Consider the following 21998-nt stretch of genomic DNA (forward strand, 5'->3'; position numbering starts at 1 on the left):
CGCGCCTTTCGCTCCCCCTGTTGTCCGGAGTTGCCGCGTCATGTTGCTGTCCAAGCGCTTTGTGGAACCGCGCGTCCTGCTGATCGAGGACGCCGAGGAAACCCAGGAACTGAGCCGTCTCGCCCTGGAAAGCCAGGCTTGCCAGGTCACCGCTGTCAGCAGCGCCGAGGCCGCACTGGGCCTGCTCAACGCCGGTGAACCGTTCGACCTGCTGTTCACCGACGTCTGCCTGGGCGGCATCAGCGGCATCGAAACCGCCAACCGCGTGCGCGAGCACCTGCCGCAGCTGCCGATCCTGGTCACCTCCGGCATGGATCAGCATCGCGTGCTGCCGCAGCTGCGCGCCGGCATCCACTTCCTGCCCAAGCCATACAGCATGAGCGAGCTGCTCGATGCCATCCGCCTGTGCTTCCGCCACGCAGCGGATGCCGCGCTGATGCCGCCGCCGCGGGCCAGCGCGGCCTGAGGGGATCATCCACGCATGGCGTGGATCTACTGATTCCGTTTCTCGTCGGCGTGGACCCACGTCAACAACCCCGGTAGATCCACGCCATGCGTGGATTGAACCTGCGATCAACCGCTGCTGTACGGCCCGCTACCCGGGAACACCTTCAGCAGTGCGCGGGTGATCATGTCCGGGTAGACCGTGAAGTGATCCTCGTCATCGATCACCATGTCCTCCACCTTCAACGATCGCCCGCTGCTGCGCAGCTGCTCGGCGAATTCTGCGTTGTGGCGCAGCATGTCGTTGCGGGTGAAATAACGCGGTTCGGGCTTGACCGTTTCAAAGCTGCCCACCGACAGCACCACCGTGGTCGGCTGCGCCGGCGCCTTGGCCTCGGCCTGCATGCGCGGCACCCGATGGTCGTCGAACCACAGTGATGGGCTGGAGAGGATGTAGGTGCGGAACATGTCCGGGCGCGTGGTCAGCACATAGGCGCCGAACAGGCCACCATAGGAATGACCCGCATAGGCGCGCCGCGCCGGATCAGTGCGGTAGCGCGCATCGATCATCGGCAGCACCCGCTCGGCGAGGAAATCGCGATAGTGCGCCGCGCCACCGTAGCTCACGTCATCGCTGTAATCACGCGGATCGGTACGCGCCGGATCGCTGGGCGTATAGTCGCGCGAGCGGCTCTGCTTGGAGGTCAGCCCTTCCTGCGGCGGCAGCCCGACCAGGATGAAATCCTCCAGGTTGACACCCTTCTGGCCCACCAGGTTGCGCACGCTGCGCACCAGCGGGAAGCTGTACAGCGCGTCGGTCACGTACAGCACCGGATAGTGCTTTTCCGGATGTGCGGCGTAGTCGGCCGGCAACGCCACCCAGACCGGATAATCGCGGCCGATCGGATCGTGCACGCGCAGCGCTTCGGTATCCGGCAGCACCACGCCCGACACTGCGGCGGCTGGGCTCTCCTTCGCTTCACTCTGCGCTGCCGGCGGCGCCACCGACATCGCACAGCCACTCACGGCCAGGCAGGCCGCCACACTCCATCCACGCACACGCTGCATCCACACGCTCCCATTGCGGGCGGCGCACCGGATGGCGCCGCTGCCGCATCCTTGCATGGTGCGCAACCCGCTGCCAGTGCGGTCAGGGCGAGGCCGGCGGCGCCGGGAACAGTGTGCGCAGCGCCTGCAATGCGGCCGGATGATAGATCGTAGCGTGGGTTTCTTCCGGCAACGGCAGGTACTTCACCAGCGGCGACGGCGAAGCCTGCTGCAACAACTCGGCCCGTCGTGCAGTGGATGCGGCCAGCTCCGGCTGCCCACTGCTGGCCAGGAATACGCGCGGCTGCGCACGCGTCACCGCCGGCAGCTGCTTGGCCGCCCCGGCCAGCATTGCACCACGGTTCCACCACAGGCTGGGGTCCAGCGCGATGTAGCTGTTGAACAGTGTCGGTTCCTGCAGCAGCGTTTCGACCACGAACAGGCCGGCCAGCGATTCTCCGATCAGTGCGCGCTCGTCGGTGGTCGGGTAGCGCTGGCGCACCTGTGGCATCAGTTCATCGCGCAGGAACGTGCGGTAGGCCGCCGAGCCGCCGATGCGCGGCGCGATCTTCTGGTCCTGCGGGTCCTTGCTGGGGCCGGTCATGTCGCGGCGGCGCTCGGTGTTCTCGATGCCGACCAGCAGGAACGGACGCATGCTGCCGTTGCCGCTCAGCACCTGCACCAGCCCGGCCACATGCAGGAAGTCCTCACCGATGCCGCCATCGGCCATGTACAGCACCGGCAGCGGCGCCTTCGGATCCAGGCCCCACGGCTGCGGGCGGTAAACATTGATGCGGCGGGTTTCGCCCAGCGCCTTCGACTCGATGGTGAAGGTCTCGCCGATGACCAGAGGAGTTGCGGCAGCGGGCGACGCGGTTTCGGCGGCCATCAGCGGCCCGGCGGAGACAGCGGACAACAACAGCGACAGCACGATCAAGCGCATGGAGCGGCCCATCCTGGGAAAGTGCCGAGCATAACGCCAAGACCAAGGCGTCGGCCGATTCGGCAAGCCTGCCTGTATGCTACGGCGCTGCGCGATGCTTGAACTGTATCGGGAAATGACTGCAATCGCGTTTGCTAGCATTCATCGTTTCCTACAAGGAGTTGGGACATGGGGGGATTCAGCATTTGGCACTGGATCATTCTTCTGGCGGTCGTCCTGATCCCGGTCGGCATCGCAGCCGTCATCGCAGCGATTGTTCTCAGGCGAAAGTAGATCCACGCCATGCGTGGATGCGCATTATGGGGATGCCTCAAGGGCATCCGCGATGGCGACGGCGCCGACGGTCTGCCCTGGCCGGAAACCGATCTGCCGCCCGGGCGGGAACAGGCGATGGCACACGCGGAGCGTGCCGCCATTGGCATGCTGACCGTGGCGGAAATGCTGCACGCCGCGGAACGCTGCCGGTCGATGGCCACGCCCGACCGCCATCTGGATGAGGGGCTAATCGATGGGTTGTTCTTCGCCTGCCGCGGGCTGGCGGAACTGGTGTGCCGGGATATCCGGCCGGCGTAGCCGCCGTTGCACCCAGATCCGGTCCATACTTGGGACGGACTGGTTGCCAGTCCCTTCAAAACCTACAAGGAGGTTTGCATGTTGAGTGCCCTGCTCATCGCCGCGCTGGCCGCCAGCTCGGCCGCGCCCGTACCGTATGCCGATTGCCTGCTCGGCAACATCCAGCCCGGGCTGTCTGATCGTGCCGTGCAACTGGTGCAGGAGGCCTGTGCTGCAAAGCATCCGGAGAGCTTCGCCGCAGCAATGGAACTGGAACGCAGAACCAGTCTGCAGCGGCTCACCTATTTCGAGGCGGCAAGAGCGGAGGCGGCACGTTCTGCGAATGCAGCAGCAACGGCCGCACAGGAGGCTGCTGACGCGGCGGCGGCTAAAGCGAAGACTGCGCGGACGAAGTAGTTGCCCTGGACGAGCGCAACAAAAAAGGCACCGCATTGCGGTGCCTTTCTGAATGACCTGGGTCATTGGATGCAATTGGTGGGCCGTGAAGGATTCGAACCTTCGACCAAAAGATTAAAAGTCTTCTGCTCTACCGACTGAGCTAACGGCCCATTGCACTGCCCCAGCCTTTCGGCGGGGTGGGCATTCTACCCTACTTTGCCGGGCCGGGTGAAACCCTGGTGCGTCGAGGTTGCCAGCCAGCGGCCGGCACTACCCGATCTGGGCCGCCGGCTTAAACCTTCCGGGCCGTCGTCGCATCCCATCTGTGATCCTTCCCCGGAGCCACGGATGCGCCTGCCCCTCTGCCTCATTGCCGCCCTGCTGCTGCCCTGCGCGGCACTGGCCGCCCCGCCCCAGGTCGTCACCGACGACATCGGCCGCTTCTGGGCCACCTATGACACGGTACGCGCCGAGCCCGACGTTGAACGCCAGGTCGCACTCGTGCAGGAGCGCTACATCGATCCAGGCAGCCCCGGCCTGCATGCGCTGATGCAGGTCCGCAACTACACCGCCCGCGAATACGCCGAGGCCATGCGTGCGTGGCCGCGCTTCTGGACGTCGGTTCGGCCGTTGACCGCCAACGCGCAGCAGGCCAGCGCCACACTGGAACGGGATCTTTCCAAATTCCGGGCGCTCTACCCGGCTTTGCGCCCGGCCACCATCACCTACGCAGTCGGTGTACTGCGCACCGGTGGCACCACGCTAGGCGACAAGGTGCTGATCGGTGCCGAGATGGCGCTGGGCGATGAGCGCGTGGACGTGAGCGAACTGCCCGAAAAGATGCGCGAGCGGCTACGGATCTTCTACGACAGCCGTCCGGGGGCGAACAACGCGCAGAACAACCTGCACGAGTACGTGCATACCCAGCAGCGCGAGACCACCGGCAGCCTGGCCCAGTACGCGGTGCGCGAGGGTGTTGCCGAGTACGTGGCCGAACGACTGAGTGGGCGTCGGCCAGCGCTTCCGCTGTACAGCTACGGACCCGCGCATGAGGCGGACATCCGCACGCGTTTCATTGCAGAGATGGACGGGGGTAACCTCGACAACTGGCTCTACAACAGCGCCCGCAATCCATTCGGGGTGAGTGATGTGGGGTACTACGCTGGGTATCGCATCGCGCAGGAGTACATGCGCCAGCAGGCCGACGAGAAGGCCGGTATCGCGCGGATGATCGAGCTGGACTATGCCGATGCGGGAGCGGTGCGGGCATTCATCGAGGCATCGGGGTGGTTGCCTGATGAGGCTGCCGGCCAGCGGCCGGCACTACCAGACTCCAGCCGCCGGTAGCGCCGGGACAGAGAGTGCGAACCAACGGTTCGCACCCACCATTGGGGCATCAGCCCCATCACCTCAGGCGTACAGCGTGGGGTCCGGCACGCCGGCTTCGGCGAAACCCTGCGCGCGCAGGCGGCACGCATCGCAGTGGCCGCAGGCGGCGCCGTTGGCGTCGGCGTTGTAGCAGGACACGGTCAGGCCGAAGTTCACGCCCAGGCGCACGCCTTCGCTGACGATCTGGCCCTTGCTGAGGAACTGCAGCGGCGCGTGTACCTTGATGCCCGCACCTTCCACGCCCGACTTGGTGGCCAGGTTGGCCAGCGCCTGGAACGCGGCCACGAACTCGGGGCGGCAGTCCGGATAGCCGGAATAATCCACCGCGTTGACGCCGCAGAAGATGTCGTTGGCGCCGAGCACTTCGGCCCAGCCCAGGGCCAGCGACAGCATGATGGTGTTGCGCGCCGGCACGTAGGTGACCGGGATGCCGGCACCGCCGGCCTCGGGCACGTCGATGTCGTCGGTCAGCGCCGAGCCGCCAATGCTGCGCAGGTCCACGTCCACGGTCTTGTGCGCGACCACGCCCTGGGCCTTGGCCACGCGGGCGGCGGCGTCCAGTTCGGAGGTGTGGCGCTGGCCGTAGCGCACGCTCAGGGCATGCACGGCGAAGCCCTGTTCCTGGGCCATGGCGATGACGGCGGCTGAATCCATGCCGCCGGAGAGAAGCACGACTGCCTTCTTCATGGGTAAAACATCCGGTTGGGAGGGGAAAGCCAGCACGCTGTCCCGCGCCGGAGCTACATCAGGGAACGCTGCGCCGGCTCATCGGCCCGGCTCGTCGTTCCACAGGATTTTATGCAACTGCATCTGGAAGCGCACCGGCAGCCGGTCTTCAACGATCCAGTCGGCCAGCTGCCGCGCGGTGATCTCGCCCTTGCTCGGCGAGAAGAACACCGTGCAGCGCTTGACCAGATCGTGCTCGGCCAGCAGGGACTTGGCCCAGTCGTAATCCTCGCGGCTGCAGATGACGAACTTGATCTGGTCGCGGGCGGTCAGCAGCGGCAGGTTGTCCCAGCGGTTGCGCGCCACTTCGGCCGAACCCGGGGTCTTGATGTCGACCACGCGCGATACGCGCGGGTCCACCGCGCTGACGTCCAGCGCGCCGGAGGTCTCCAGCGAAACGTCCATGCCGGCATCGCAGAGCTTCTGCAGCAGCACCAGGCAACGCTTCTGCGCCAGCGGCTCGCCGCCGGTCACGCACACGTGGCGCACGCCCTGGGCCAGCACCTCGGCCACGATGTCGTCGATGTCCCACCAGGTGCCGCCATGGAAGGCATAGGCGGTGTCGCAGTACTGGCAGCGCAGCGGGCAGCCGGTCAGGCGCACGAACACGGTCGGCCAGCCGGCGGTATCGGCTTCACCCTGCAGCGAGGTGAAGATCTCGGTGATCTTCAGGCGTGGCAGGGGCGACTGCACGATCTCACTGGGCGTGGCGGCGGCGCTGGACGGGGTAACGGCGGTCATGGCGGGGAGTTCTTGGTGGGACACGTGGCGGGTGGGCTACCGTGGCCGGTAACGAAAGCAGCCGAGCATGGCTCGGCTCTACAACAGCAACCGGACGGGTTTGCCGGTCCGGAAACGAAAGCAGCCGAGCATGGGCTCGGCTCTACAGGGCACCCATTGTACGCCCGGTCAGCGGATCAGCGGATCTGCTTGCCGAGGCGGATGGACTGCAGACGGTCCTGCGCGGTGCGCGCGGCGTCCGAGCCAGGGTACTGCGCCACGACGGTCTCCAGCGTCTGCTGGGCCTGGTCGACCTTGCCCTCGCCGTATTGCGAGAGGCCGACCTTGAGCAGGCCGCCAGCGGCCTTGTCGTGGGTCGGATAGCGCGAGAGCAGTTCGCGGAACTGGGTCTCGGCCATCGGGAAATTGCGGGTGGCGTAGTAGCTCTCGCCCAGCCAGTACAGCGCGTTCGGCGCGTAGACGCCGTTCGGATACAACTGCAGGAAGCTCAGGAACAGCTGCGCCGAGTCATCGTACTTGCCGGCCTTCAGCGAATCGAAGGCGACGTTGTAGGAGGTGCGCTCGTCGCCGGTGGCGGCAAGGCTGCCGGCATCACCATGGACGGAAGGCGGCCGCTCGGAAGTGGCCGCCGCTGCGGGTTTTGCCGGAGCCGGTGCGGCCTTCGGCGCGCTCGCCGGAACGGGCGGCAGGGCCGGGGCGGCATTGCCCCCTTCCAACCGGTTCAGGCGGCTGTCCAGATCCAGGTACTGGTCCTGGGCGGACTGCTTGAGCTGGGCGTTGTCGTGCTGCAACTGCTCGATCGAGGCCTGCAGGCTGGTGACCTGCTGCCGCAGCTGATTGATCTGGTTCAACAGGTCCTGGTTGGCACTGTTGTTGTACATCTGCTGCTCGATCGCGCCAACGCGGTCGGCCAGGCTCTGTCGCTGTGCATGCGCCGGTGCGGCAGCCACGAGGGCTGCCGCAACGACCAGCATCAGTTTGATGCCAATGCGCATGGATTACTGCGCGGTGTAGACGATTTCGACGCGACGGTTCTGCGACCAGCAGGACTCGTTCGACTCGGTGCAGACCGGACGCTCTTCACCGTAGGACACGACGGTCAGCTGCGAAGCCGAGCCACCGTTGGCCTGCAGGGCCGAGTTGACGCCGTTGCCACGACGCTCACCCAGGGCCTGGTTGTACGCGCGCGAACCGCGCTCGTCGGTGTGGCCCTGCAGGGTGATGCGCGAGGACGGACGGTCACGCAGGTACTTGGCGTGGCAAGCCATGATGGCCTGGAATTCCGGCTTCACGTCTTCCTTGTCCAGGTCGAAGTAGACAACGCGCTGGCGCAGGCAGGCGTCGGTGTCCAGGTCGCCCGGGCCGTACAGGCCGGAGGTCGACGGACCGGTCGGGGTGGTGGTCGAGGTGCCGGTGTCAACCGGGGCTGCCGGCTCTTCCTTCACCTTCTTCGAGCAACCGGCCAGGACGGCCACAGACAGCAGGGAAACAAGCAGAACGCGGGTGGACTTGTTCATGGCGATACCTTTGTGGCTCCTAGGCCGATGAGGGGTTCAAGACAGCGAAAATATTAACACTCTTTTAGCGCTGGGTACGGTATGGGGACCATGCCGGCTCGCGCACATCACCATCGGCCAGGACCAGGCGCTGGCGAACCCGCGCATCGGCCGAAACGGCATACAACACACCACGGCCACCTTCGCGGGCGGCGTACAGCACCATGCTTGCGTTGGGCGCAAAGCTGGGCGATTCATCCAGCGAACCCGGGGACAGCGTGCTCCAGCGGGGCGAACCCAGCGAGCTGTCCATCATCGCGATCTTGTAGCTGTTGCCCGAGCCCTGGGCGACGGCGATCTTCTTGCCATCGTAGGACACCGAGGGCTTGGCGTTGTAGTTGCCCTGGAAGGTCACGCGCTCGGCGCTGCCGCCGCCCGCACCGACCTTGTAGACCTGCGGACGGCCGCCGCGGTCGGAGGTGAAGTACACCGCGCTGCCGTCCGGCGCCCAGGTCGGCTCGGTATCGATGGCGAAGTGGTTGGTCAGCTGGGTCAGCTGCTTGCTGCCCAGGTCCATCACGTAGATTTCCGGGTTGCCCGAACGCGACAGGGTCAGGGCCAGCTTGCGGCCGTCCGGCGAGAACGCCGGAGCGCTGTTGATGCCACGGAAGCTGGTGACCAGCTCGCGCGCACCGGTGCCGATGTTCTGGATGTAGATGGCCGAATTGCCACGCTCAAAGCTGACGTAGGCCAGCTTGCTGCCATCCGGGCTCCACGACGGCGACAGCAGCGGCTCGGCCGAGCGCACGATGGTCTGCGGGTTGAAGCCGTCGGAATCGGCCACCATCAGCGCGTAGCGCATGGCATCACCCTTGCCGCTGGCGGTCACGTAGGCGATGCGGGTCCAGAAGGCGCCGCGCACACCGGTGATCTTCTCGTAGATGGCGTCGGCCATCTGGTGGGCAACGTCGCGCATGGCGTTACCACGGGCAGTCATCGCCAGGCCCAGCAGGCGCTCGCCCTTGGGCACGTCGAACAGTTCGTACTCGACCCGGTAGGCGCCGGCACCGGCATCCAGCACGCGGCCGACCACGATGTAGTTCTGCTTCAGCGCGCGCCAGGTGGCGAACTGGATGTCGCCGCCGCGCACCGGCTTATCGACGATCTGCGCTTCCGGCAGCGTGCGGAACTGGCCCGAACGCTCCAGGTCGGCACGGACCACGCCAGCGACGTCGGTCTGCGGTGCAGCCGCCGAACCCTGGTAGGGCATCGGCACGATGGTGATCGGCAGCGCGGAGGCATTGCCGCCGATGATGTCGATATCCAGCCCCTTCTGCTGCGCGACGGCAGCAAAGGGCAGCAACAGGGCCGCAAACACGGCAAGCCAGCGAGGCATCTTTTTCATGGAGCGCTCAATAGGGGGAAACCGGAACGAGGGATAACAAAGCGGAAGTGAACCGCTTCGCAATCATGAACCAAGGGTACGTGAATTCCGGGTCAGTTCCAGCCCGTCCTCTCACGCACCGTTAACGTCGTGGCTAACATCGCACTCGCCTGCCCCGGTAACGCCGCCCTGTGGGGCGGTGTTCGACAGCAGCCCACACCCTGCCCGGCCGAAACCAGACCTGCCAGAGGCGAGCGCGACATCCGTGGGCGCAGGTGGCCCGGAAGCCACCCTGCCCTGCCCGCCTCAGCGATCCTGGGCGGTAAAGGTGAAGTTGAGCGTGCGCGCGAATACCGACTCGAAGCCGCGGTACGGCAGCGGCTGCGCATTGAGCACGGCGGCCTCGATCGAACGCTTGCCGGCCTCGTCGTACGGGCAGTTCGGGCTGACCTTGGCCTGCATCACCGTGCCACCCGGAATCTGGGTGATGGTGATCTGGCAACGCTGACCCAGCGGCACCGTATCCGGGCGCACCCACTGCGACAGCACCTTGGCCTGGATCGCGGCAGCGTACTTGGCCGATAGATCGTCGCTGTTGCCGCCACCACCGGCGGCTGGCTGGGATGCACCGCTGGCACCGGCGGCGGCACTGCCGGCGGCATTGCGCGCGGCGGCGACCTCGCGCAGCTTCCGCTCGGCCAGCTTGGCTTCCTTCTCGGCCTGCTCGCGGCGGGCACGGATCTCGGCGATCTTCTTCTGCTTCTCGGCCTCGGCCTTGTCTGCGGCCTGGCGCGCCTGATCGGCCAGCTTCTTCTTCGCGTCTTCTTCCTGCTGCTTGGCCAGGCGCAGCTTCTGCTCCGCTTCTTCCTGGCGCTTGCGTTCGGTCAGGTCGATCTGCTCCTGGCGGCGCTTGGCTTCCTGCTCCTGCTTGGCCTTCTCCTGCGAGATGGCCAGCGCGCTCACTGCTTCCTGGTCCTTGGTGTCCGGCTGTGCGACGCGCTCCTGCGCCTGTTGCTGCTGGGGCGTGGGAGCGTCCTGCGGGCGCGGTTCGGGAATCGGCTGCGGCGGCGGAATGGTGTCTTCCGGTACGGGGATCGGTTCGGCCACCGGCGGCGGCAGGTCCTCCAGCTTCTCCGACTGGCGCAGGGCCTGGCGTGCGGCGGAGGCCTCGGACGCGGACAGCGCCAGGCTGGCCTCGACCGAGGGATCGCCTGCGGCGGCGTCGGTGTTGCGCTCGGGCGACCAGAACCAGGCCACGATGAAGACCAGCGCGACCAGCAGGTGCACCAGCAACGCCAGCGCCAGGGGCAGGCCCCAGCCGGGTTCGCGCTGCTGTGGAGGTGGCAGGGCGTCAGCGTGCATCGGTGGCCAGGCCTACCTTGTCTACCTTGGCGCGCTTGATCACATCCATCGCAGCGATGACCTTTTCATAGGCCACGGCACGGTCGGCGGCGACGATCACGCGCACGCCCTTGTCCTGGGCGGCGATGCCGGCCAGGCGGCCTTCCAGTTCCTCGGCCGACACAGCGGTCGGTTCCTTGGCGTCGGGCAGCTTCAGGCTGAGCTGGCCGTCCTGGCGCACCGAGACGATCACCGGGTCCTGCTTGCTCTCCAGCGCCTTGGCGTTGGATTGCGGCAGGTCGACGTCGAAGCTCAGCGTGAGCAGCGGCGCGGTGACCATGAAGATGATCAGCAGCACCAGCATGACGTCGATGTAGGGAACGACGTTGATTTCCGATTTCAGCTTGCGGCGCTTGCGGCGACCGATGGCAGCGGACATGGCTTGGACTCCCGGGTCAGGCGCTTACTCGTCGCCAGCGCTCTGGCGCTGCAGGATGGAGCTGAACTCTTCGGCAAAGGTCTCGAACCGCACCGACATGCGCTCTACGCGGGTGGTGAAGCGGTTGTAGGCCCACACTGCCGGAATCGCCACGAACAGGCCGATCGCGGTGGCGAACAGGGCTTCGGAGATGCCTGGCGCGACGGCGGCGATGCCGGCCTGCGCACCGCTGCTGATCATGTCGTGCATGGTCACCATGATGCCGAACACGGTGCCGACCAGGCCCACGTACGGCGCGGTCGAGCCGATGTTGGCCAGCAGTTCCAGGTTGCGCTCGAGCTGGTCCACTTCGCGGGTGTAGGTGGTGCGCATGGCACGCTGCGCGCCTTCCAGCTGCGCGCGGCCATCCAGGCGACGCTTGTCGCGCAGGCGGGTGTATTCGCGGAAACCGGCTTCGAAGATGGCTTCCAGGCCGCCGACATTGCGGCTGCGGTCGGTGGCCGAGCTGTACAGCTTGCCCAGGTCCGCACCGGACCAGAAGCGGTTCTCGAACTCGTCGGCTTCGCGGGTGGCCTGCTTGAACACGCGGGCCTTGCGGAAAATGATCACCCAGCTGACGAACGAGCCGACCAGCAGCAGCAGCACGATGATCTTCACCGGCAGGCTGGCCTTGGCCATCAGTTCGAGGTAGTTGATGCCGCCGCCGGTGGTGGCCTGGGCAAGGGTCTGTGTCGCGGCGTTGCTGACGTCGGCCGGCAGTGCCTCGGTGACCGTGGCCTGCAGGGCCAGGAGCGTTGCGATCATCCGTTGTTCCTCAGTGTTCGGATTCGGGGTGGAGGTGGGGTTGCAGCACGGCAAGGACGGCCTCGTCCATGCCACGCGGGCGGAAACTGGCCGCTTCCAGTGCGGCGATGCGGACCTGCGCCGACAGCAGCAGTTCGCCGTCGCGCAGGATCTGCTGGTCGAAGACCATGCTGGCCTTCTTCAGCTGGACCAGGCGGGCACTCACCTGCAGGGTGTCATCCAGCCGTGCCGGCCTGATGAAATCCATCTGCATCGAGCGCACCGCGAAGACCATCCCATGCTCGGCGCGCATGCGCTCCTGGCCGTAGCCCAGCGCACGCATCCATTCGGTCCGGGCCCGTTCCATGAAGGCCACGTAGCGGGCGTGGTAAACCACGCCACCTGCGTCGGTATCTTCCCAGTAAATGCGTGTCGGCCAACTGAATCGGGGCTCAACCGACATCGGGAACCTCCGCGAACAGGTCCTGCGGCGGGTTCTTCGGCTTCAGGCCCATGTGCCGGTAGGCCTTGTGAGTCGCCATGCGGCCGCGCGCGGTACGCACCAGGAAACCCTGCTGGATCAGGTACGGCTCGACCACGTCTTCCAGCGTGCCGCGCTCTTCGGACAGTGCCGCGGCCAGCGATTCGATGCCGACCGGGCCGCCATCGAAGTAGTCGACCATGGTCTTGAGCAGACGGCGGTCAAGCTCGTCGAAGCCCTCCGGGTCGACCTTCAGCATCTGCATGGCAGCCTGTGCCACGGCCTCGTCGATGTGGCCGCCGGCCTTGACCTGCGCGTAGTCGCGCACGCGGCGCAGCAGGCGGTTGGCGATACGCGGGGTGCCACGCGCGCGGCGCGCGATCTCCCCTGCCCCATCGGCGGTGCAGTCGATGGCCAGAATGGCCGCCGAGCGGCGCACGATCCGGGTCAGCTCCTCGACGCTGTAGAACTCCAGGCGCTGGACGATGCCGAAGCGGTCGCGCAGCGGCGCGGTCAGCAGGCCGGCACGGGTGGTGGCACCGATCAGGGTGAACGGCGGCAGGTCGATCTTGATCGAGCGGGCGGCGGGGCCTTCGCCGATCATGATGTCGATCTGGAAATCTTCCATCGCCGGGTACAGCACTTCCTCGACCACCGGCGACAGGCGATGGATCTCGTCGATGAAGAGCACATCGTGCGGCTGCAGGTTGGTCAGCAGCGCGGCGAGGTCACCGGCCTTCTCGATCACCGGGCCGGAGGTCACGCGCAGGGCCACGCCCAGTTCGTTGGCGATGACATGACTGAGGGTGGTCTTACCCAGGCCGGGCGGCCCGAAGATCAGCACGTGGTCGAGCGCGTCGCCACGCCCCTTGGCCGCCTGGATGTAGATCTCCATCTGCTCGCGCACCGGCACCTGGCCGAGGTAGTCGGCAAGGCGCTTGGGGCGGATGCTGGCGTCGGCGGCGTCATCCTCGCGGGTGGCGCCGGCGCCGATGATGCGGTCGTCGGTCATGTGCTGATTATGCGGCAAAAGTACGGGTTTCGGCCGGACTGCGCCCGGCACCCGCAGAGGCAACGTCAACATCCAGAGCAACAGCCGAAGCGGTCTTCCTGGGGATTGGCGGGGTGGGTCCGGTTGCGGGGGACGCCGTAAACCCATCCATGGGGGCTTGGTCGCGGCATCCATGCCGCTCACACCCCCTCAACCGGACCCACCCCCGCCTTCGACAGATCGCCGCAGTCTGTCTGGATGGCGTGGCCTGCTCTGCCTGCTCCTGGCGGGTGTCGACCTTGGTCGACACGGTATGGCCTGCTCTTGGTGGGTGTCGACCTTGGTCGACACGGTATGGCCTGCTCTTGGTGGGTGTCGACCTTGGTCGACACGGTAGGTTGGATGGATCGACGGTGGAGATTAAATCTCCACCTGCGCGCCGAGTTCCACCAGCCGGTTACCCGGAATCCGGAAGAAGCCGGTCGCAGGAGCAGCATTCCTGTGCATCAGCGCGAACAGCTTGTCGCGCCAGATTGGCATGCCGCGATTGGCGGTGGCCACGATGGTCTCGCGGCTGGCGAAGAAGGTGGTGTCCATCGGGTCGAAGTAGATCCCGCCGTGGTCGCACGAGCGCATCAGCGCCAGCGGCACGTCCGGGGTCTCCATGAAGCCGAAGCGCACGTAGACGCGATAGAACTCGTCGCCTACCGATTCGATCTTCAGTCGCTGCCCTTCCATCGCATACGGAATCGGCAGGGTTTCCACGTGCAGGAACACGTTGCGCTCGTGCAGCACCTTGTTGTGCTTGAGGTTGTGCATCAGCGCATGCGGGGCCACGGTCGGGTCGGCGGTGAGGAATACCGCAGTGCCCGGCACGCGTACCGGCGGTGCCAGCATCAGGCCCGGCAGGAAGGTATCCAGGCGGATGCCGTCCTTGCGGATCTCATCGCGCAGCAGCTCGCGGCCACGGCGCCAGGTACGCATCATGGTGAACAGGAAGATGCCCAGCACCACCGGGAACCAGGCGCCCTGCAGCAGCTTGGCGCCATTGGCGATGACAAAGCCGAGGTCGATGATGAAGAACACCACGCACAGCGGCAGGATCCACTTGCGTGCCTTTGGCCACAGCGAGCGGGCCACCAGGGCCAGCAGCAGGGTGTCGATCAGCATCGTCGCCGACACCGAGATGCCGTAGGCCACGGCCAGGTTGGACGAGCTGCGGAAGGCCAGCACCAGGCCGATCACCATCACCGCGATGCCCCAGTTGATGCCCGGGATGTAGATCTGGCCGATGGTGTCGTGCGAGGTGTGCTTGATGCGCATGCGCGGGATGTAGCCCAGCTGCATGGCCTGGCGCGAGACCGAGAACGCACCGGTGATGACCGACTGCGAGGCGATCACCGCGGCCATGGTGGCCAGGATGATCATCGGATACAGCGCCCACGGCGGCACCGCCTCGAAGAAGGGGTTCTTCAGCGCCTCTGGGTGGTTGAGCACCAGTGCGCCCTGCCCCAGGTAGTTCAGCACCAGGCACGGCAGAACGAAGAAATACCAGGCGTGGCGGATCGGCTTGGCGCCGAAATGGCCCATGTCGGCGTACAGCGCTTCGCCGCCGGTCACTGCCAGCACCACCGCGCCGAGGATGAAGATGCCGTGCCAGCTGTGCTCCATGAAGAAGCGGATCGCCCACCAGGGGTTGAAGGCCTTCAGCACTTCCGGCGCGTCGACGATGTTGTAGATACCGATCGCGGCCAGCGAAATGAACCAGACCGACGTGATGGGGCCGAAGGCCTTGCCGATCTTCTCGGTGCCAAAGCGCTGCGCGGCAAACACCATCAGCAGTACCACCACGGTGATCGGCACGATGAAGGCATGCAGGCCCGGCGCGGCCACCTCCAGGCCTTCGACGGCGCCCAGCACCGAAATCGCCGGCGTGATCACGCCATCGCCGAAGAACAGCGAGGCACCGAAAATGCCGAGGATGCCGACCACGTACGCCGAGCGTGACCCGTTGCGCAGCGTGCGCTGGGTCAGCGCCATCAGCGCCATGATGCCGCCTTCGCCGTCATTGTCGGCGCGCATGATGATGGTCACGTACTTCAGCGTGACCACGATGTTCAGTGCCCAGAACGCCAGCGAGAGCACGCCCAGTACCGTGTCGTGGTCGCTGTTGAGCCCGTAGTGCGGCGAGAACGCCTCCTTCAGGGTGTACAGCGGACTGGTACCGATATCGCCGAAGACCACGCCGATCGCACCAATGATCAGCGCCAGGCCTCCGGCTGGAGGGGCGTGACCATGGCCGCCTGGGGCGGCTGCGTGCGGGGTTTGACTGCTGGACATGGGACTCCTGGCGAAGCTCAGGCGGTGGGTTGGGGGAAAGAAAGGTGGGTCAGCGCAGCGCCGACTGCAGCGCCTTGCGGATCACGGTGGCCACTTCGTCGCCCTCATTGAAGGCGTCGCGGGCCATGCGCGCGGCTTCGGCCGGCTTGTAGCCCAGCTGCTGCAGGGCCACGGTGGCATCGGACAGCGGGTCAGCCGGGGCCGGGCCACTGCCGGTCGGCAGCGCGCCGCCGGCACCAAACTGGGCGGCGCGGTCACGCAGTTCCAGCACCATGCGCTCGGCAGTCTTCTTGCCGATGCCCGGAATACGAGTCAGCGCAGTGATGTCGCCGGCCTGGACCATGCGCGCGAACTCCTCGACGGTGACGCCGGACAGCACGGCCAGCGCGATCTTCGCGCCGATGCCACTGACCTTCTGCACGTCGCGGAACAGACGCCGCTCGCCCTCGCGCAGGAAGCCGTACAGCGAAACGCTGTCTTCCTTCTGCGAGTAATGGGTGTACAGGGTGACCTCGCGGCCGAGCTCGGGCAGGTCGTAGAAGGTGCTCATCGGCGCCTCCAGCTCGTAGCCCACTCCGTTCACGTCCACCACCAGCCACGGCGGCGCCTTGTAGGCGACGATGCCGCGCAGTCGACCGATCATTGCGTGCAGCTCCTCATTTGCGGCCCCACGCCTGGCGGGCACTGAGCCCCAGGCGGTTGGCCGTCGCCCTTACGTGGGCATGGGTGATCGCCACCGCCAACGCGTCGGCCGCGTCGGCCTGCAGCTTGGTTTTCAGGTTGAGCATGAGCCCGACCATGTGTTGAACCTGTTGCTTTTCGGCGCCACCACGCCCGACCACCGCCAGCTTGATCTCGCTGGCGGCATATTCATGCACCGGCAGGTCGCGCAGCACCACGGCGGAAATCGCCGCGCCACGGGCCTGGCCCAGCTTCAGTGCCGAATCGGGGTTGCGGGCCATGAACACGCGTTCGATGGCCACTTCCTGCGGCTGGTACTCGCGGCACAGGTCAGCCAGGCCCAGCACCAGCAGCTTCATGCGCTGCGGGAAGTCGTCGGCGCCCAGCAGCACCAGCGGCTGGTGATGCACGTGGCTGACCTTTCCGGTGGCGTCGACATCAATGATGCCGACCCCGGTCCGCTGCGAACCGGGGTCGATGCCGAGGATGCGGGTCATGCTGCACTCCTGGCGGGGTGGAACGGAAAGCGCTGGCAGGCGTATGGGCTCATGACTGTCCGCGGTGACCGTTCAACGGCCCGCGCCCAGGCCGTCGTGGACGGCTCAGGCGTAGGCGTCGGCGCCGAGTTCGGCGTTGGAATACACGTCCTGCACATCGTCCAGGTCTTCAAGCATGTCCAGCAGCTTCTTGACCTGCAGGGCAACCTCGCCCTCGACCTTGATGTCGTTGTCCGCGCGGAAGGTGATTTCGGCGTGGTCGGCGACATGGCCCGCAGCGGTCATTGCATCCTTGACCGCGTTGAACGCGTCAGGGCTGGTGACCACATCGATCGAGCCATCGTCCGGGTAGACCACGATGTCGTCGGCGCCGGCCTCGATGGCGACCTCGGTGATGGCTTCCTCGTCGACGCCCGGGGCGAAGCTGAGCACGCCCAGGCGCTTGAACATGAAGGCCACCGAGCCTTCGGTGCCCATGTTGCCGCCGCACTTGCTGAACGCATGGCGGACATCGGCCACGGTGCGCACGCGGTTGTCGGTCAGGCAGTCGACGATCACGGCCACGCCGCCCGGGGCATAGCCCTCGTAGCGGATTTCCTCGTAATCGACGCCTTCCAGTTCACCGGTGGCCTTCTTGATGGCGCGCTCGATCACGTCCTTGGACATGTTCACGGCCAGGCCCTTGTCCATCGCCACGCGCAGGCGCGGGTTGTTGTTGGGGTCGCCTCCACCGCCGCGCGCGGCAACGCCGATCTCACGGATGATCTTGGTGAAAATCTTGCCGCGCTTCGCGTCGGACGCGTTCTTGCGGGCTTCGATGGAGGGGCCTCTACCCATGGGTGCTACCGTCTGGCTGCTTCAGGATCAAGGCGCGGATTCTACCTGATCGGGCGCTGCAACCGTGTCTAGGCCCGTATTGTTGTAGAGCCGAGCCCATGCTCGGCTCAATGGGCCCGACGGAATGCAGCCGAGCGTGGGCTCGGCTCTACAGAACGGTCCCACCGCCGGGCCTTACGCGGCGGCCGCGTCGCGGCTGTGGTCGAACTGGCCGTGGCGCAGGAAATGGGCGGTCTGCCGTGCGGCGTCGGGCGACACCACCAGGCCACTGTGGCTGGTGCGGACCACGCAATGGTCGGCCAGACCCGGCAGGCGCGTCTCAGCCAGGGTCACGGTGCCGTCCGAGGCATCGTCGATGGCCCCCAGCAGGCTGCCCAGCCCATGCGGCACCGAACCGGCGATCAGGCCAACCTCGGCCCTGCCCTGCCAGTCCGGCAGGCCATCCAGCAGCAGGTCGCTGCTGCGCCCCAACGCGAGGCCCCAGCCGTGCTCGGACAACGAACGCGCAGTGCCACTGCCGCGCAGCGGCGAGCCCAGGCAGACCACGCGCTGCACATCCAGCTGCGGCTGGCGGCGCAAGGCCTCCAGCGCCAGCAATCCCCCCAGGCTGTGTCCGACCAGCGACAACGGGCCGGCATCGGTCAGCCGCTCCAGCAGCTGCGGCACGGCCACGTCGGGACCACCGAATACCGAGGAATAGCCGAACGCGTGCACCTGGAAACCACGTGCGCGCAGGCGCCAGGCCAGCGGCCCGACCCAGGCACGGGCATTCCAGATGCCATGCAGCAGCAATACGGGGGGAGTCATGCAAACAGCCTGGCGGTCAGCGGGGCGGGAACGTACGGTGATTGAACACGCGCGCGCAGCAAGCGGCGGTGAACGTCAGGCTGCGCGCGGTGTGCGGCGCAGGATGAATTCAAGATCGTGGGTGTCGCCGACCGGGAACAGATATTCGCCCGCCTTCTCGAATCCATAGCGGGCGTAGAAGCGCTGTGCGCCGAAGTTCTCCGACCACACGCCCAGCCACAGCGTGCGCGGGCCTTCGTGCTCCAGCCAGGCCAGCGCGGTTTCCAGCAGGCGGCTGCCCCAGCCACAGTTCTGCTGGGCCTTGATCAGGTACAGGCGCTTGAGTTCGCCGTCACCGGGTTTCACCTCGGGATGCGGCAGGCCACAGGGGCCGGCGGCGGCATGGCCGACCGCCTCCCCGTCCAGCTCCAGCAGCCACACCGCGTAGTCGGGGTGGGCCAGGATCACGCGCTGGCGCTCGACCGTGTAGGCCTCCTCAAGGAAGGCCTGCAGGTCCTGCGGCGGATACAGATGGCCGAAGGTTTCGGTGAACGTGCGGGCAGCCAGCGCCGACAGGGTCGGCGCGTCGTCCACAGTGGCGCGGCGGATCGAATACATGCAGGAAGTTGACGTCAGGGCGTAGGGCGGGTCAAGCCTTTTCAGGCGATTCCGCTTCTTCTTCCTCGTCCTCTTCCTCGTATTCCTCTTCGTCCTCGTCCTCTTCTTCCTCGCCTTCCTCGTCCTCGTCGTACTCTTCCTCTTCGTCGTCCTCATAATCCTCGACGCCGAAGTCTTCACCGTCCCAACGGCCTTCGCCGTCGGCGACGAAGGTCAGGGCCATCGCCGCCGGGTTGGTACCCACACGAACCAGCCACCCCCCGAACACGCGTGCACGCTCGGTGACCAGATTGGCCTCGGCGCCTTCATTGCCCAGCTTTTCCCACTCCAGCGAAAACGCGAACTCGGTCATTGCCTGGATCTCCTGATCAGTTGGTCTTGGGGCGAACCTGGATGTGCACTTCGGCCAGCTGCGCGTCGACGATCGGCGACGGCGCGTCGGTCATCAGATCCTGTGCACCGGTGGTCTTCGGGAACGGGATGACGTCGCGGATCGACTCGGTGCCGGCCATCAGCGCGGCGATGCGGTCGATGCCGAAGGCGATGCCACCGTGCGGCGGCGCGCCGTAGTTCAGCGCGTCGAGCAGGAAGCCGAACTTGGCGCGGGCTTCTTCGGCACCGATGCCGAGCAGCTCGAACACTGCGCTCTGCATGTCCGGACGGTGAATACGGATCGAACCACCGCCGATCTCATTGCCGTTGAGCACCATGTCGTAGCCGCGCGAGACGGCGGTACGGGCGTTGGCGCGCAGGTCGGCGATGTCGTCCACGGCCGGTGCGGTGAAGGGGTGATGCAGGGCGACGTAGCGCTGTTCTTCCTCGTCCCACTCGAACATCGGGAAGTCGGTGACCCACAGCGGTGCCCAGCCGTCGGCGACCAGGCCGAAGTCCTTGCCGGCCTTCAGGCGCAGCGCGCCCATGAAGTCGGAGACCTTGTTGTAGCCACCGGCACCGAAGAACACGATGTCGCCGTTGCCGGCACCGACGTGCGCGACCAGCGCAGCGAAGCTTTCCTCGCTGAAGAACTTCTGGATCGGCGAGCTGACTTCGCCGTTGTCGGCGATCTTGATGTAGGCCAGACCCTTGGCACCGTACTTGGCGGCATGCGCGGCGTACTCGTCGATCTGCTTGCGGCTGAGCGCCGCACCGCCCGGGATGCGCAGCGCGGCAACGCGGCCTTCGGCATCGTTGGCCGGGCCGGTGAACACGGCAAATTCGCTGTCCTTGACCAGCTCGGCCACGTCCACCAGTTCCAGCGCGATGCGCAGGTCCGGCTTGTCCGAACCGTAGCGACGCATCGCCTCGGCCCAGGTCATGCGCGGGAAGCTGGCGTCCAGCTGCACGTCCACCACTTCCTTGAAGATGGCGCGGATCATGTCTTCGACGAAGTCCTGCACGTCGCGCTCGCGGACGAAGGCGAATTCCATGTCCAGCTGGGTGAATTCCAGCTGGCGGTCGGCACGCAGGGCTTCGTCGCGGAAGCAGCGCGCGATCTGGTAGTAACGGTCGAAGCCGGCCACCATCAGGATCTGCTTGAACAGCTGCGGGCTCTGCGGCAGGGCGTAGAACTCGCCCGGGTGCATGCGCGCCGGCACCAGGAAGTCGCGGGCGCCTTCCGGGGTGGCCTTGGTCAGGATCGGGGTCTCGATGTCCTGGAAGCCCTTCTCGTCCAGGTGGCGGCGCAGGGCCTGCACCAGCTTGATGCGGGTGCGCTGCATGCGCTGCATCTCCGGGCGGCGCAGGTCCAGGTAGCGGTACTTCAGGCGGGTTTCTTCGCCCGGGTTCTCGTGGGCGTGGAACGGCAGCGGCGCGGCCTTGTTCAGCACGGTGATGGCAGTGGCGATCACTTCCACCTTGCCGGTGCGCATCTTGTCGTTCACCGCGTGGCGGGCACGCACCACGCCTTCCACCTGCAGCACGTCCTCATAGCCCAGCGACGCGGCCACGGCAAACACGTCGGCGTTGTCGACTTCCACGGTCACCTGCACGATGCCTTCATGATCTCGAAGATCGATGAAGCAGACGCCGCCCTGGTTACGGGCCACGTCGGTCCAGCCGGCGAGGGTGACAGTCTGGCCAATCAGGGTCTCATCGACCAGGCCGCAGAAGTGGGTACGCATGGGGGGAAGCTCCGCTGGAGAACGCCGGCACCGGATGGGGGCCGGAAAGCCTCGTATTCTGCGGCCGAGGCCCCGGCCGGGGCAAATCCGGCCAGTCACACCGGCTTGATCGCCCCCCTCCCTATAGTCGGGCACCTGCCACCGTATGGGATGCCGCCATGAAACCGCTGTCCCTGGCCAGCCTGGCCGTAACCCTCAGCCTGGGTGCCCTGGGTACCCTTGCCCTGCCCGCCCCTTCCGCGCATGCGCAGAGCGGCGTGGTCCGCTGCGAAAGCCAGAACAACCGCGAACGGGTCTGCAACACCGGCTGGCGCAATGCGCAGCTGGTGCGCCAGCTGTCCGGCTCGGACTGTGATGAAGGACGAACCTGGGGCAGCCGTAACGGCAGCATCTGGGTCACCAACGGCTGCCGAGCGGAGTTCGTCGAGGCCCGCGGTGGCTGGGGCGGCGGCAATGGCGGTGGCTGGGGCGGCAACAACGGCCGGCCCGGCGAGACCATCCGCTGCGAGAGCCAGAACAACCGTGAGCGCAGCTGCCCGGTCGGCTGGCGCAATGCCCGCCTGGTCCGCCAGCTGTCTGGCAGCCCCTGCAACGAAGGGCGTACCTGGGGCGTGCGCAATGGCGCAGTCTGGGTCAGTGGCGGTTGCCGTGCCGAATTCGCCGAAGCCCGTGGCTGGGGCGGTGGCGGCGGTGGCTGGGGCGGCGGAAACAGCAATTACACGGTGACCTGCAGCAGCAACAACAACCGCTCGCAGACCTGCGACTGGGATGAGCGCCAGGGCCGTCCGGTGCTGCAGCAGCAGCTGTCCGGCAGTGCCTGCCAGGAAGGCCGCAGCTGGGGCTACTCGCGTGGCCAGGTGTGGGTGAGCAACGGCTGCCGGGCACGTTTCGGCACGCGGTGAGGGGTAGCGCCGGGCCATGCCCGGCGAGCGCAGTGGCGCGGTCAACTGCAGAAAACCCGCC

General features: G+C 66.5%; 25 protein-coding genes and 1 tRNA gene. 5 read left to right on the forward strand and 21 right to left on the reverse strand.

What is annotated here, in order from left to right:
- Positions 1–40: 40 nt before the first annotated feature.
- Complete coding sequence (locus AC5P6E_RS00090; RefSeq protein WP_019337551.1) at positions 41–466, forward strand: response regulator; 426 nt, start codon at positions 41–43, stop codon at positions 464–466.
- A 107-nt stretch (positions 467–573) separates the two neighbouring features.
- Here AC5P6E_RS00090 and AC5P6E_RS00095 read toward each other — a convergent pair whose 3' ends face one another.
- A complete protein-coding gene (locus tag AC5P6E_RS00095) occupies positions 574–1512 on the reverse strand; it encodes an alpha/beta hydrolase (protein WP_019337550.1) in 939 nt (312 codons plus the stop codon).
- A gap of 82 nt (positions 1513–1594) precedes the next feature.
- Positions 1595–2434, reverse strand: coding sequence for an alpha/beta hydrolase (locus AC5P6E_RS00100; protein WP_495230581.1), 840 nt, complete (start codon positions 2432–2434; stop codon positions 1595–1597).
- A 282-nt stretch (positions 2435–2716) separates the two neighbouring features.
- Here AC5P6E_RS00100 and AC5P6E_RS00105 point away from each other — a divergent pair, with 282 nt between their 5' ends.
- Together AC5P6E_RS00105 and AC5P6E_RS00110 are read left to right on the forward strand one after the other, a co-directional pair.
- Positions 2717–3007, forward strand: coding sequence for a hypothetical protein (locus AC5P6E_RS00105; protein ID WP_019337548.1), 291 nt, complete (start codon positions 2717–2719; stop codon positions 3005–3007).
- Positions 3008–3085: 78 nt separating this feature from the next.
- Positions 3086–3403, forward strand: coding sequence for a hypothetical protein (locus AC5P6E_RS00110; protein ID WP_010481695.1), 318 nt, complete (start codon positions 3086–3088; stop codon positions 3401–3403).
- Between the two features lie 76 nt (positions 3404–3479).
- Here AC5P6E_RS00110 and AC5P6E_RS00115 read toward each other — a convergent pair.
- Positions 3480–3555: transfer RNA gene (locus tag AC5P6E_RS00115), tRNA-Lys, on the reverse strand.
- A gap of 178 nt (positions 3556–3733) precedes the next feature.
- On the opposite strand from AC5P6E_RS00115, the gene AC5P6E_RS00120 reads away from it, so the two are divergent.
- Complete coding sequence (locus AC5P6E_RS00120) at positions 3734–4732, forward strand: DUF2268 domain-containing putative Zn-dependent protease (protein ID WP_495230584.1); 999 nt, start codon at positions 3734–3736, stop codon at positions 4730–4732.
- A gap of 63 nt (positions 4733–4795) precedes the next feature.
- Here AC5P6E_RS00120 and queC read toward each other — a convergent pair whose 3' ends face one another.
- From queC to aspS, 18 genes are all read right to left on the reverse strand, one after another.
- Entirely contained in the window at positions 4796–5461 is a 666-nt protein-coding gene (queC, locus tag AC5P6E_RS00125; protein ID WP_019337546.1) for a 7-cyano-7-deazaguanine synthase QueC, read from the reverse strand.
- A gap of 78 nt (positions 5462–5539) precedes the next feature.
- Complete coding sequence (gene queE / locus AC5P6E_RS00130) at positions 5540–6241, reverse strand: 7-carboxy-7-deazaguanine synthase QueE (RefSeq protein WP_010481613.1); 702 nt, start codon at positions 6239–6241, stop codon at positions 5540–5542.
- 176 nt (positions 6242–6417) lie between these two features.
- Entirely contained in the window at positions 6418–7236 is an 819-nt protein-coding gene (gene ybgF, locus AC5P6E_RS00135) for a tol-pal system protein YbgF (protein ID WP_010481611.1), read from the reverse strand.
- 3 nt (positions 7237–7239) lie between these two features.
- Complete coding sequence (gene pal / locus AC5P6E_RS00140) at positions 7240–7758, reverse strand: peptidoglycan-associated lipoprotein Pal (RefSeq protein WP_005410748.1); 519 nt, start codon at positions 7756–7758, stop codon at positions 7240–7242.
- A gap of 64 nt (positions 7759–7822) precedes the next feature.
- Entirely contained in the window at positions 7823–9142 is a 1320-nt protein-coding gene (tolB, locus tag AC5P6E_RS00145; protein WP_019337545.1) for a Tol-Pal system beta propeller repeat protein TolB, read from the reverse strand.
- 285 nt (positions 9143–9427) lie between these two features.
- Positions 9428–10483 carry a cell envelope integrity protein TolA gene (gene tolA / locus AC5P6E_RS00150; RefSeq protein WP_019337544.1) on the reverse strand — a complete coding sequence of 352 codons (1056 nt, stop codon included), beginning with the start codon at positions 10481–10483 and terminating at the stop codon, positions 9428–9430.
- On the reverse strand, positions 10473–10901 hold the full coding sequence (gene tolR / locus AC5P6E_RS00155) for a protein TolR (RefSeq protein ID WP_005410751.1): 429 nt from the start codon (positions 10899–10901) through the stop codon (positions 10473–10475). The genes tolA and tolR overlap by 11 nt, the downstream gene beginning before the upstream one ends.
- 24 nt (positions 10902–10925) lie before the next feature.
- A complete protein-coding gene (gene tolQ, locus AC5P6E_RS00160) occupies positions 10926–11705 on the reverse strand; it encodes a protein TolQ (RefSeq protein ID WP_006438802.1) in 780 nt (259 codons plus the stop codon).
- Between the two features lie 10 nt (positions 11706–11715).
- Positions 11716–12147: a tol-pal system-associated acyl-CoA thioesterase gene (ybgC, locus tag AC5P6E_RS00165; RefSeq protein ID WP_010481597.1), complete on the reverse strand. Its 432-nt coding sequence runs from the start codon at positions 12145–12147 to the stop codon at positions 11716–11718.
- Positions 12137–13177, reverse strand: a complete 1041-nt coding sequence (gene ruvB, locus AC5P6E_RS00170; protein ID WP_019337543.1) for a Holliday junction branch migration DNA helicase RuvB — start codon at positions 13175–13177, stop codon at positions 12137–12139. Before ruvB ends, ybgC begins: the two co-directional genes overlap by 11 nt.
- 399 nt (positions 13178–13576) lie before the next feature.
- Entirely contained in the window at positions 13577–15496 is a 1920-nt protein-coding gene (locus AC5P6E_RS00175) for a potassium transporter Kup (RefSeq protein ID WP_019337542.1), read from the reverse strand.
- Positions 15497–15545: 49 nt separating this feature from the next.
- Positions 15546–16139, reverse strand: coding sequence for a Holliday junction branch migration protein RuvA (ruvA, locus tag AC5P6E_RS00180; protein ID WP_005410756.1), 594 nt, complete (start codon positions 16137–16139; stop codon positions 15546–15548).
- A gap of 13 nt (positions 16140–16152) precedes the next feature.
- The gene (gene ruvC / locus AC5P6E_RS00185; RefSeq protein ID WP_010481590.1) at positions 16153–16674 is read right to left on the reverse strand and encodes a crossover junction endodeoxyribonuclease RuvC; all 522 of its coding nucleotides are present in this window, start codon (positions 16672–16674) and stop codon (positions 16153–16155) included.
- 105 nt (positions 16675–16779) lie between these two features.
- The gene (locus AC5P6E_RS00190; protein ID WP_019337541.1) at positions 16780–17511 is read right to left on the reverse strand and encodes a YebC/PmpR family DNA-binding transcriptional regulator; all 732 of its coding nucleotides are present in this window, start codon (positions 17509–17511) and stop codon (positions 16780–16782) included.
- A 174-nt stretch (positions 17512–17685) separates the two neighbouring features.
- Entirely contained in the window at positions 17686–18318 is a 633-nt protein-coding gene (locus AC5P6E_RS00195; protein WP_019337540.1) for an esterase/lipase family protein, read from the reverse strand.
- A 75-nt stretch (positions 18319–18393) separates the two neighbouring features.
- Positions 18394–18915 carry a GNAT family N-acetyltransferase gene (locus AC5P6E_RS00200; RefSeq protein ID WP_019337539.1) on the reverse strand — a complete coding sequence of 174 codons (522 nt, stop codon included), beginning with the start codon at positions 18913–18915 and terminating at the stop codon, positions 18394–18396.
- A gap of 31 nt (positions 18916–18946) precedes the next feature.
- Positions 18947–19267, reverse strand: coding sequence for a hypothetical protein (locus AC5P6E_RS00205; protein ID WP_019337538.1), 321 nt, complete (start codon positions 19265–19267; stop codon positions 18947–18949).
- Between the two features lie 16 nt (positions 19268–19283).
- The gene (aspS, locus tag AC5P6E_RS00210) at positions 19284–21035 is read right to left on the reverse strand and encodes an aspartate--tRNA ligase (RefSeq protein WP_010481582.1); all 1752 of its coding nucleotides are present in this window, start codon (positions 21033–21035) and stop codon (positions 19284–19286) included.
- Between the two features lie 158 nt (positions 21036–21193).
- Here aspS and AC5P6E_RS00215 point away from each other — a divergent pair, with 158 nt between their 5' ends.
- Positions 21194–21937: a DUF3011 domain-containing protein gene (locus AC5P6E_RS00215; protein ID WP_010481580.1), complete on the forward strand. Its 744-nt coding sequence runs from the start codon at positions 21194–21196 to the stop codon at positions 21935–21937.
- Positions 21938–21998 lie beyond the last annotated feature (61 nt).

The organism is Stenotrophomonas sp. YJH_SMC_16 (assembly GCF_059367875.1).

Bases quoted from the DNA above. Each gene is read 5' to 3' on its own strand.
- AC5P6E_RS00090 (WP_019337551.1), top strand. From the start codon at position 41: ATGTTGCTGTCCAAGCGCTTTGTGGAACCGCGCGTCCTGCTGATCGAG.
- AC5P6E_RS00095 (WP_019337550.1), bottom strand. From the start codon at position 1,512: ATGCAGCGTGTGCGTGGATGGAGTGTGGCGGCCTGCCTGGCCGTGAGT.
- AC5P6E_RS00100 (WP_495230581.1), bottom strand. From the start codon at position 2,434: ATGCGCTTGATCGTGCTGTCGCTGTTGTTGTCCGCTGTCTCCGCCGGG.
- AC5P6E_RS00105 (WP_019337548.1), top strand. From the start codon at position 2,717: ATGCGTGGATGCGCATTATGGGGATGCCTCAAGGGCATCCGCGATGGC.
- AC5P6E_RS00110 (WP_010481695.1), top strand. From the start codon at position 3,086: ATGTTGAGTGCCCTGCTCATCGCCGCGCTGGCCGCCAGCTCGGCCGCG.
- AC5P6E_RS00120 (WP_495230584.1), top strand. From the start codon at position 3,734: ATGCGCCTGCCCCTCTGCCTCATTGCCGCCCTGCTGCTGCCCTGCGCG.
- queC (WP_019337546.1), bottom strand. From the start codon at position 5,461: ATGAAGAAGGCAGTCGTGCTTCTCTCCGGCGGCATGGATTCAGCCGCC.
- queE (WP_010481613.1), bottom strand. From the start codon at position 6,241: ATGACCGCCGTTACCCCGTCCAGCGCCGCCGCCACGCCCAGTGAGATC.
- ybgF (WP_010481611.1), bottom strand. From the start codon at position 7,236: ATGCGCATTGGCATCAAACTGATGCTGGTCGTTGCGGCAGCCCTCGTG.
- pal (WP_005410748.1), bottom strand. From the start codon at position 7,758: ATGAACAAGTCCACCCGCGTTCTGCTTGTTTCCCTGCTGTCTGTGGCC.
- tolB (WP_019337545.1), bottom strand. From the start codon at position 9,142: ATGAAAAAGATGCCTCGCTGGCTTGCCGTGTTTGCGGCCCTGTTGCTG.
- tolA (WP_019337544.1), bottom strand. From the start codon at position 10,483: ATGCACGCTGACGCCCTGCCACCTCCACAGCAGCGCGAACCCGGCTGG.
- tolR (WP_005410751.1), bottom strand. From the start codon at position 10,901: ATGTCCGCTGCCATCGGTCGCCGCAAGCGCCGCAAGCTGAAATCGGAA.
- tolQ (WP_006438802.1), bottom strand. From the start codon at position 11,705: ATGATCGCAACGCTCCTGGCCCTGCAGGCCACGGTCACCGAGGCACTG.
- ybgC (WP_010481597.1), bottom strand. From the start codon at position 12,147: ATGTCGGTTGAGCCCCGATTCAGTTGGCCGACACGCATTTACTGGGAA.
- ruvB (WP_019337543.1), bottom strand. From the start codon at position 13,177: ATGACCGACGACCGCATCATCGGCGCCGGCGCCACCCGCGAGGATGAC.
- AC5P6E_RS00175 (WP_019337542.1), bottom strand. From the start codon at position 15,496: ATGTCCAGCAGTCAAACCCCGCACGCAGCCGCCCCAGGCGGCCATGGT.
- ruvA (WP_005410756.1), bottom strand. From the start codon at position 16,139: ATGATCGGTCGACTGCGCGGCATCGTCGCCTACAAGGCGCCGCCGTGG.
- ruvC (WP_010481590.1), bottom strand. From the start codon at position 16,674: ATGACCCGCATCCTCGGCATCGACCCCGGTTCGCAGCGGACCGGGGTC.
- AC5P6E_RS00190 (WP_019337541.1), bottom strand. From the start codon at position 17,511: ATGGGTAGAGGCCCCTCCATCGAAGCCCGCAAGAACGCGTCCGACGCG.
- AC5P6E_RS00195 (WP_019337540.1), bottom strand. From the start codon at position 18,318: ATGACTCCCCCCGTATTGCTGCTGCATGGCATCTGGAATGCCCGTGCC.
- AC5P6E_RS00200 (WP_019337539.1), bottom strand. From the start codon at position 18,915: ATGTATTCGATCCGCCGCGCCACTGTGGACGACGCGCCGACCCTGTCG.
- AC5P6E_RS00205 (WP_019337538.1), bottom strand. From the start codon at position 19,267: ATGACCGAGTTCGCGTTTTCGCTGGAGTGGGAAAAGCTGGGCAATGAA.
- aspS (WP_010481582.1), bottom strand. From the start codon at position 21,035: ATGCGTACCCACTTCTGCGGCCTGGTCGATGAGACCCTGATTGGCCAG.
- AC5P6E_RS00215 (WP_010481580.1), top strand. From the start codon at position 21,194: ATGAAACCGCTGTCCCTGGCCAGCCTGGCCGTAACCCTCAGCCTGGGT.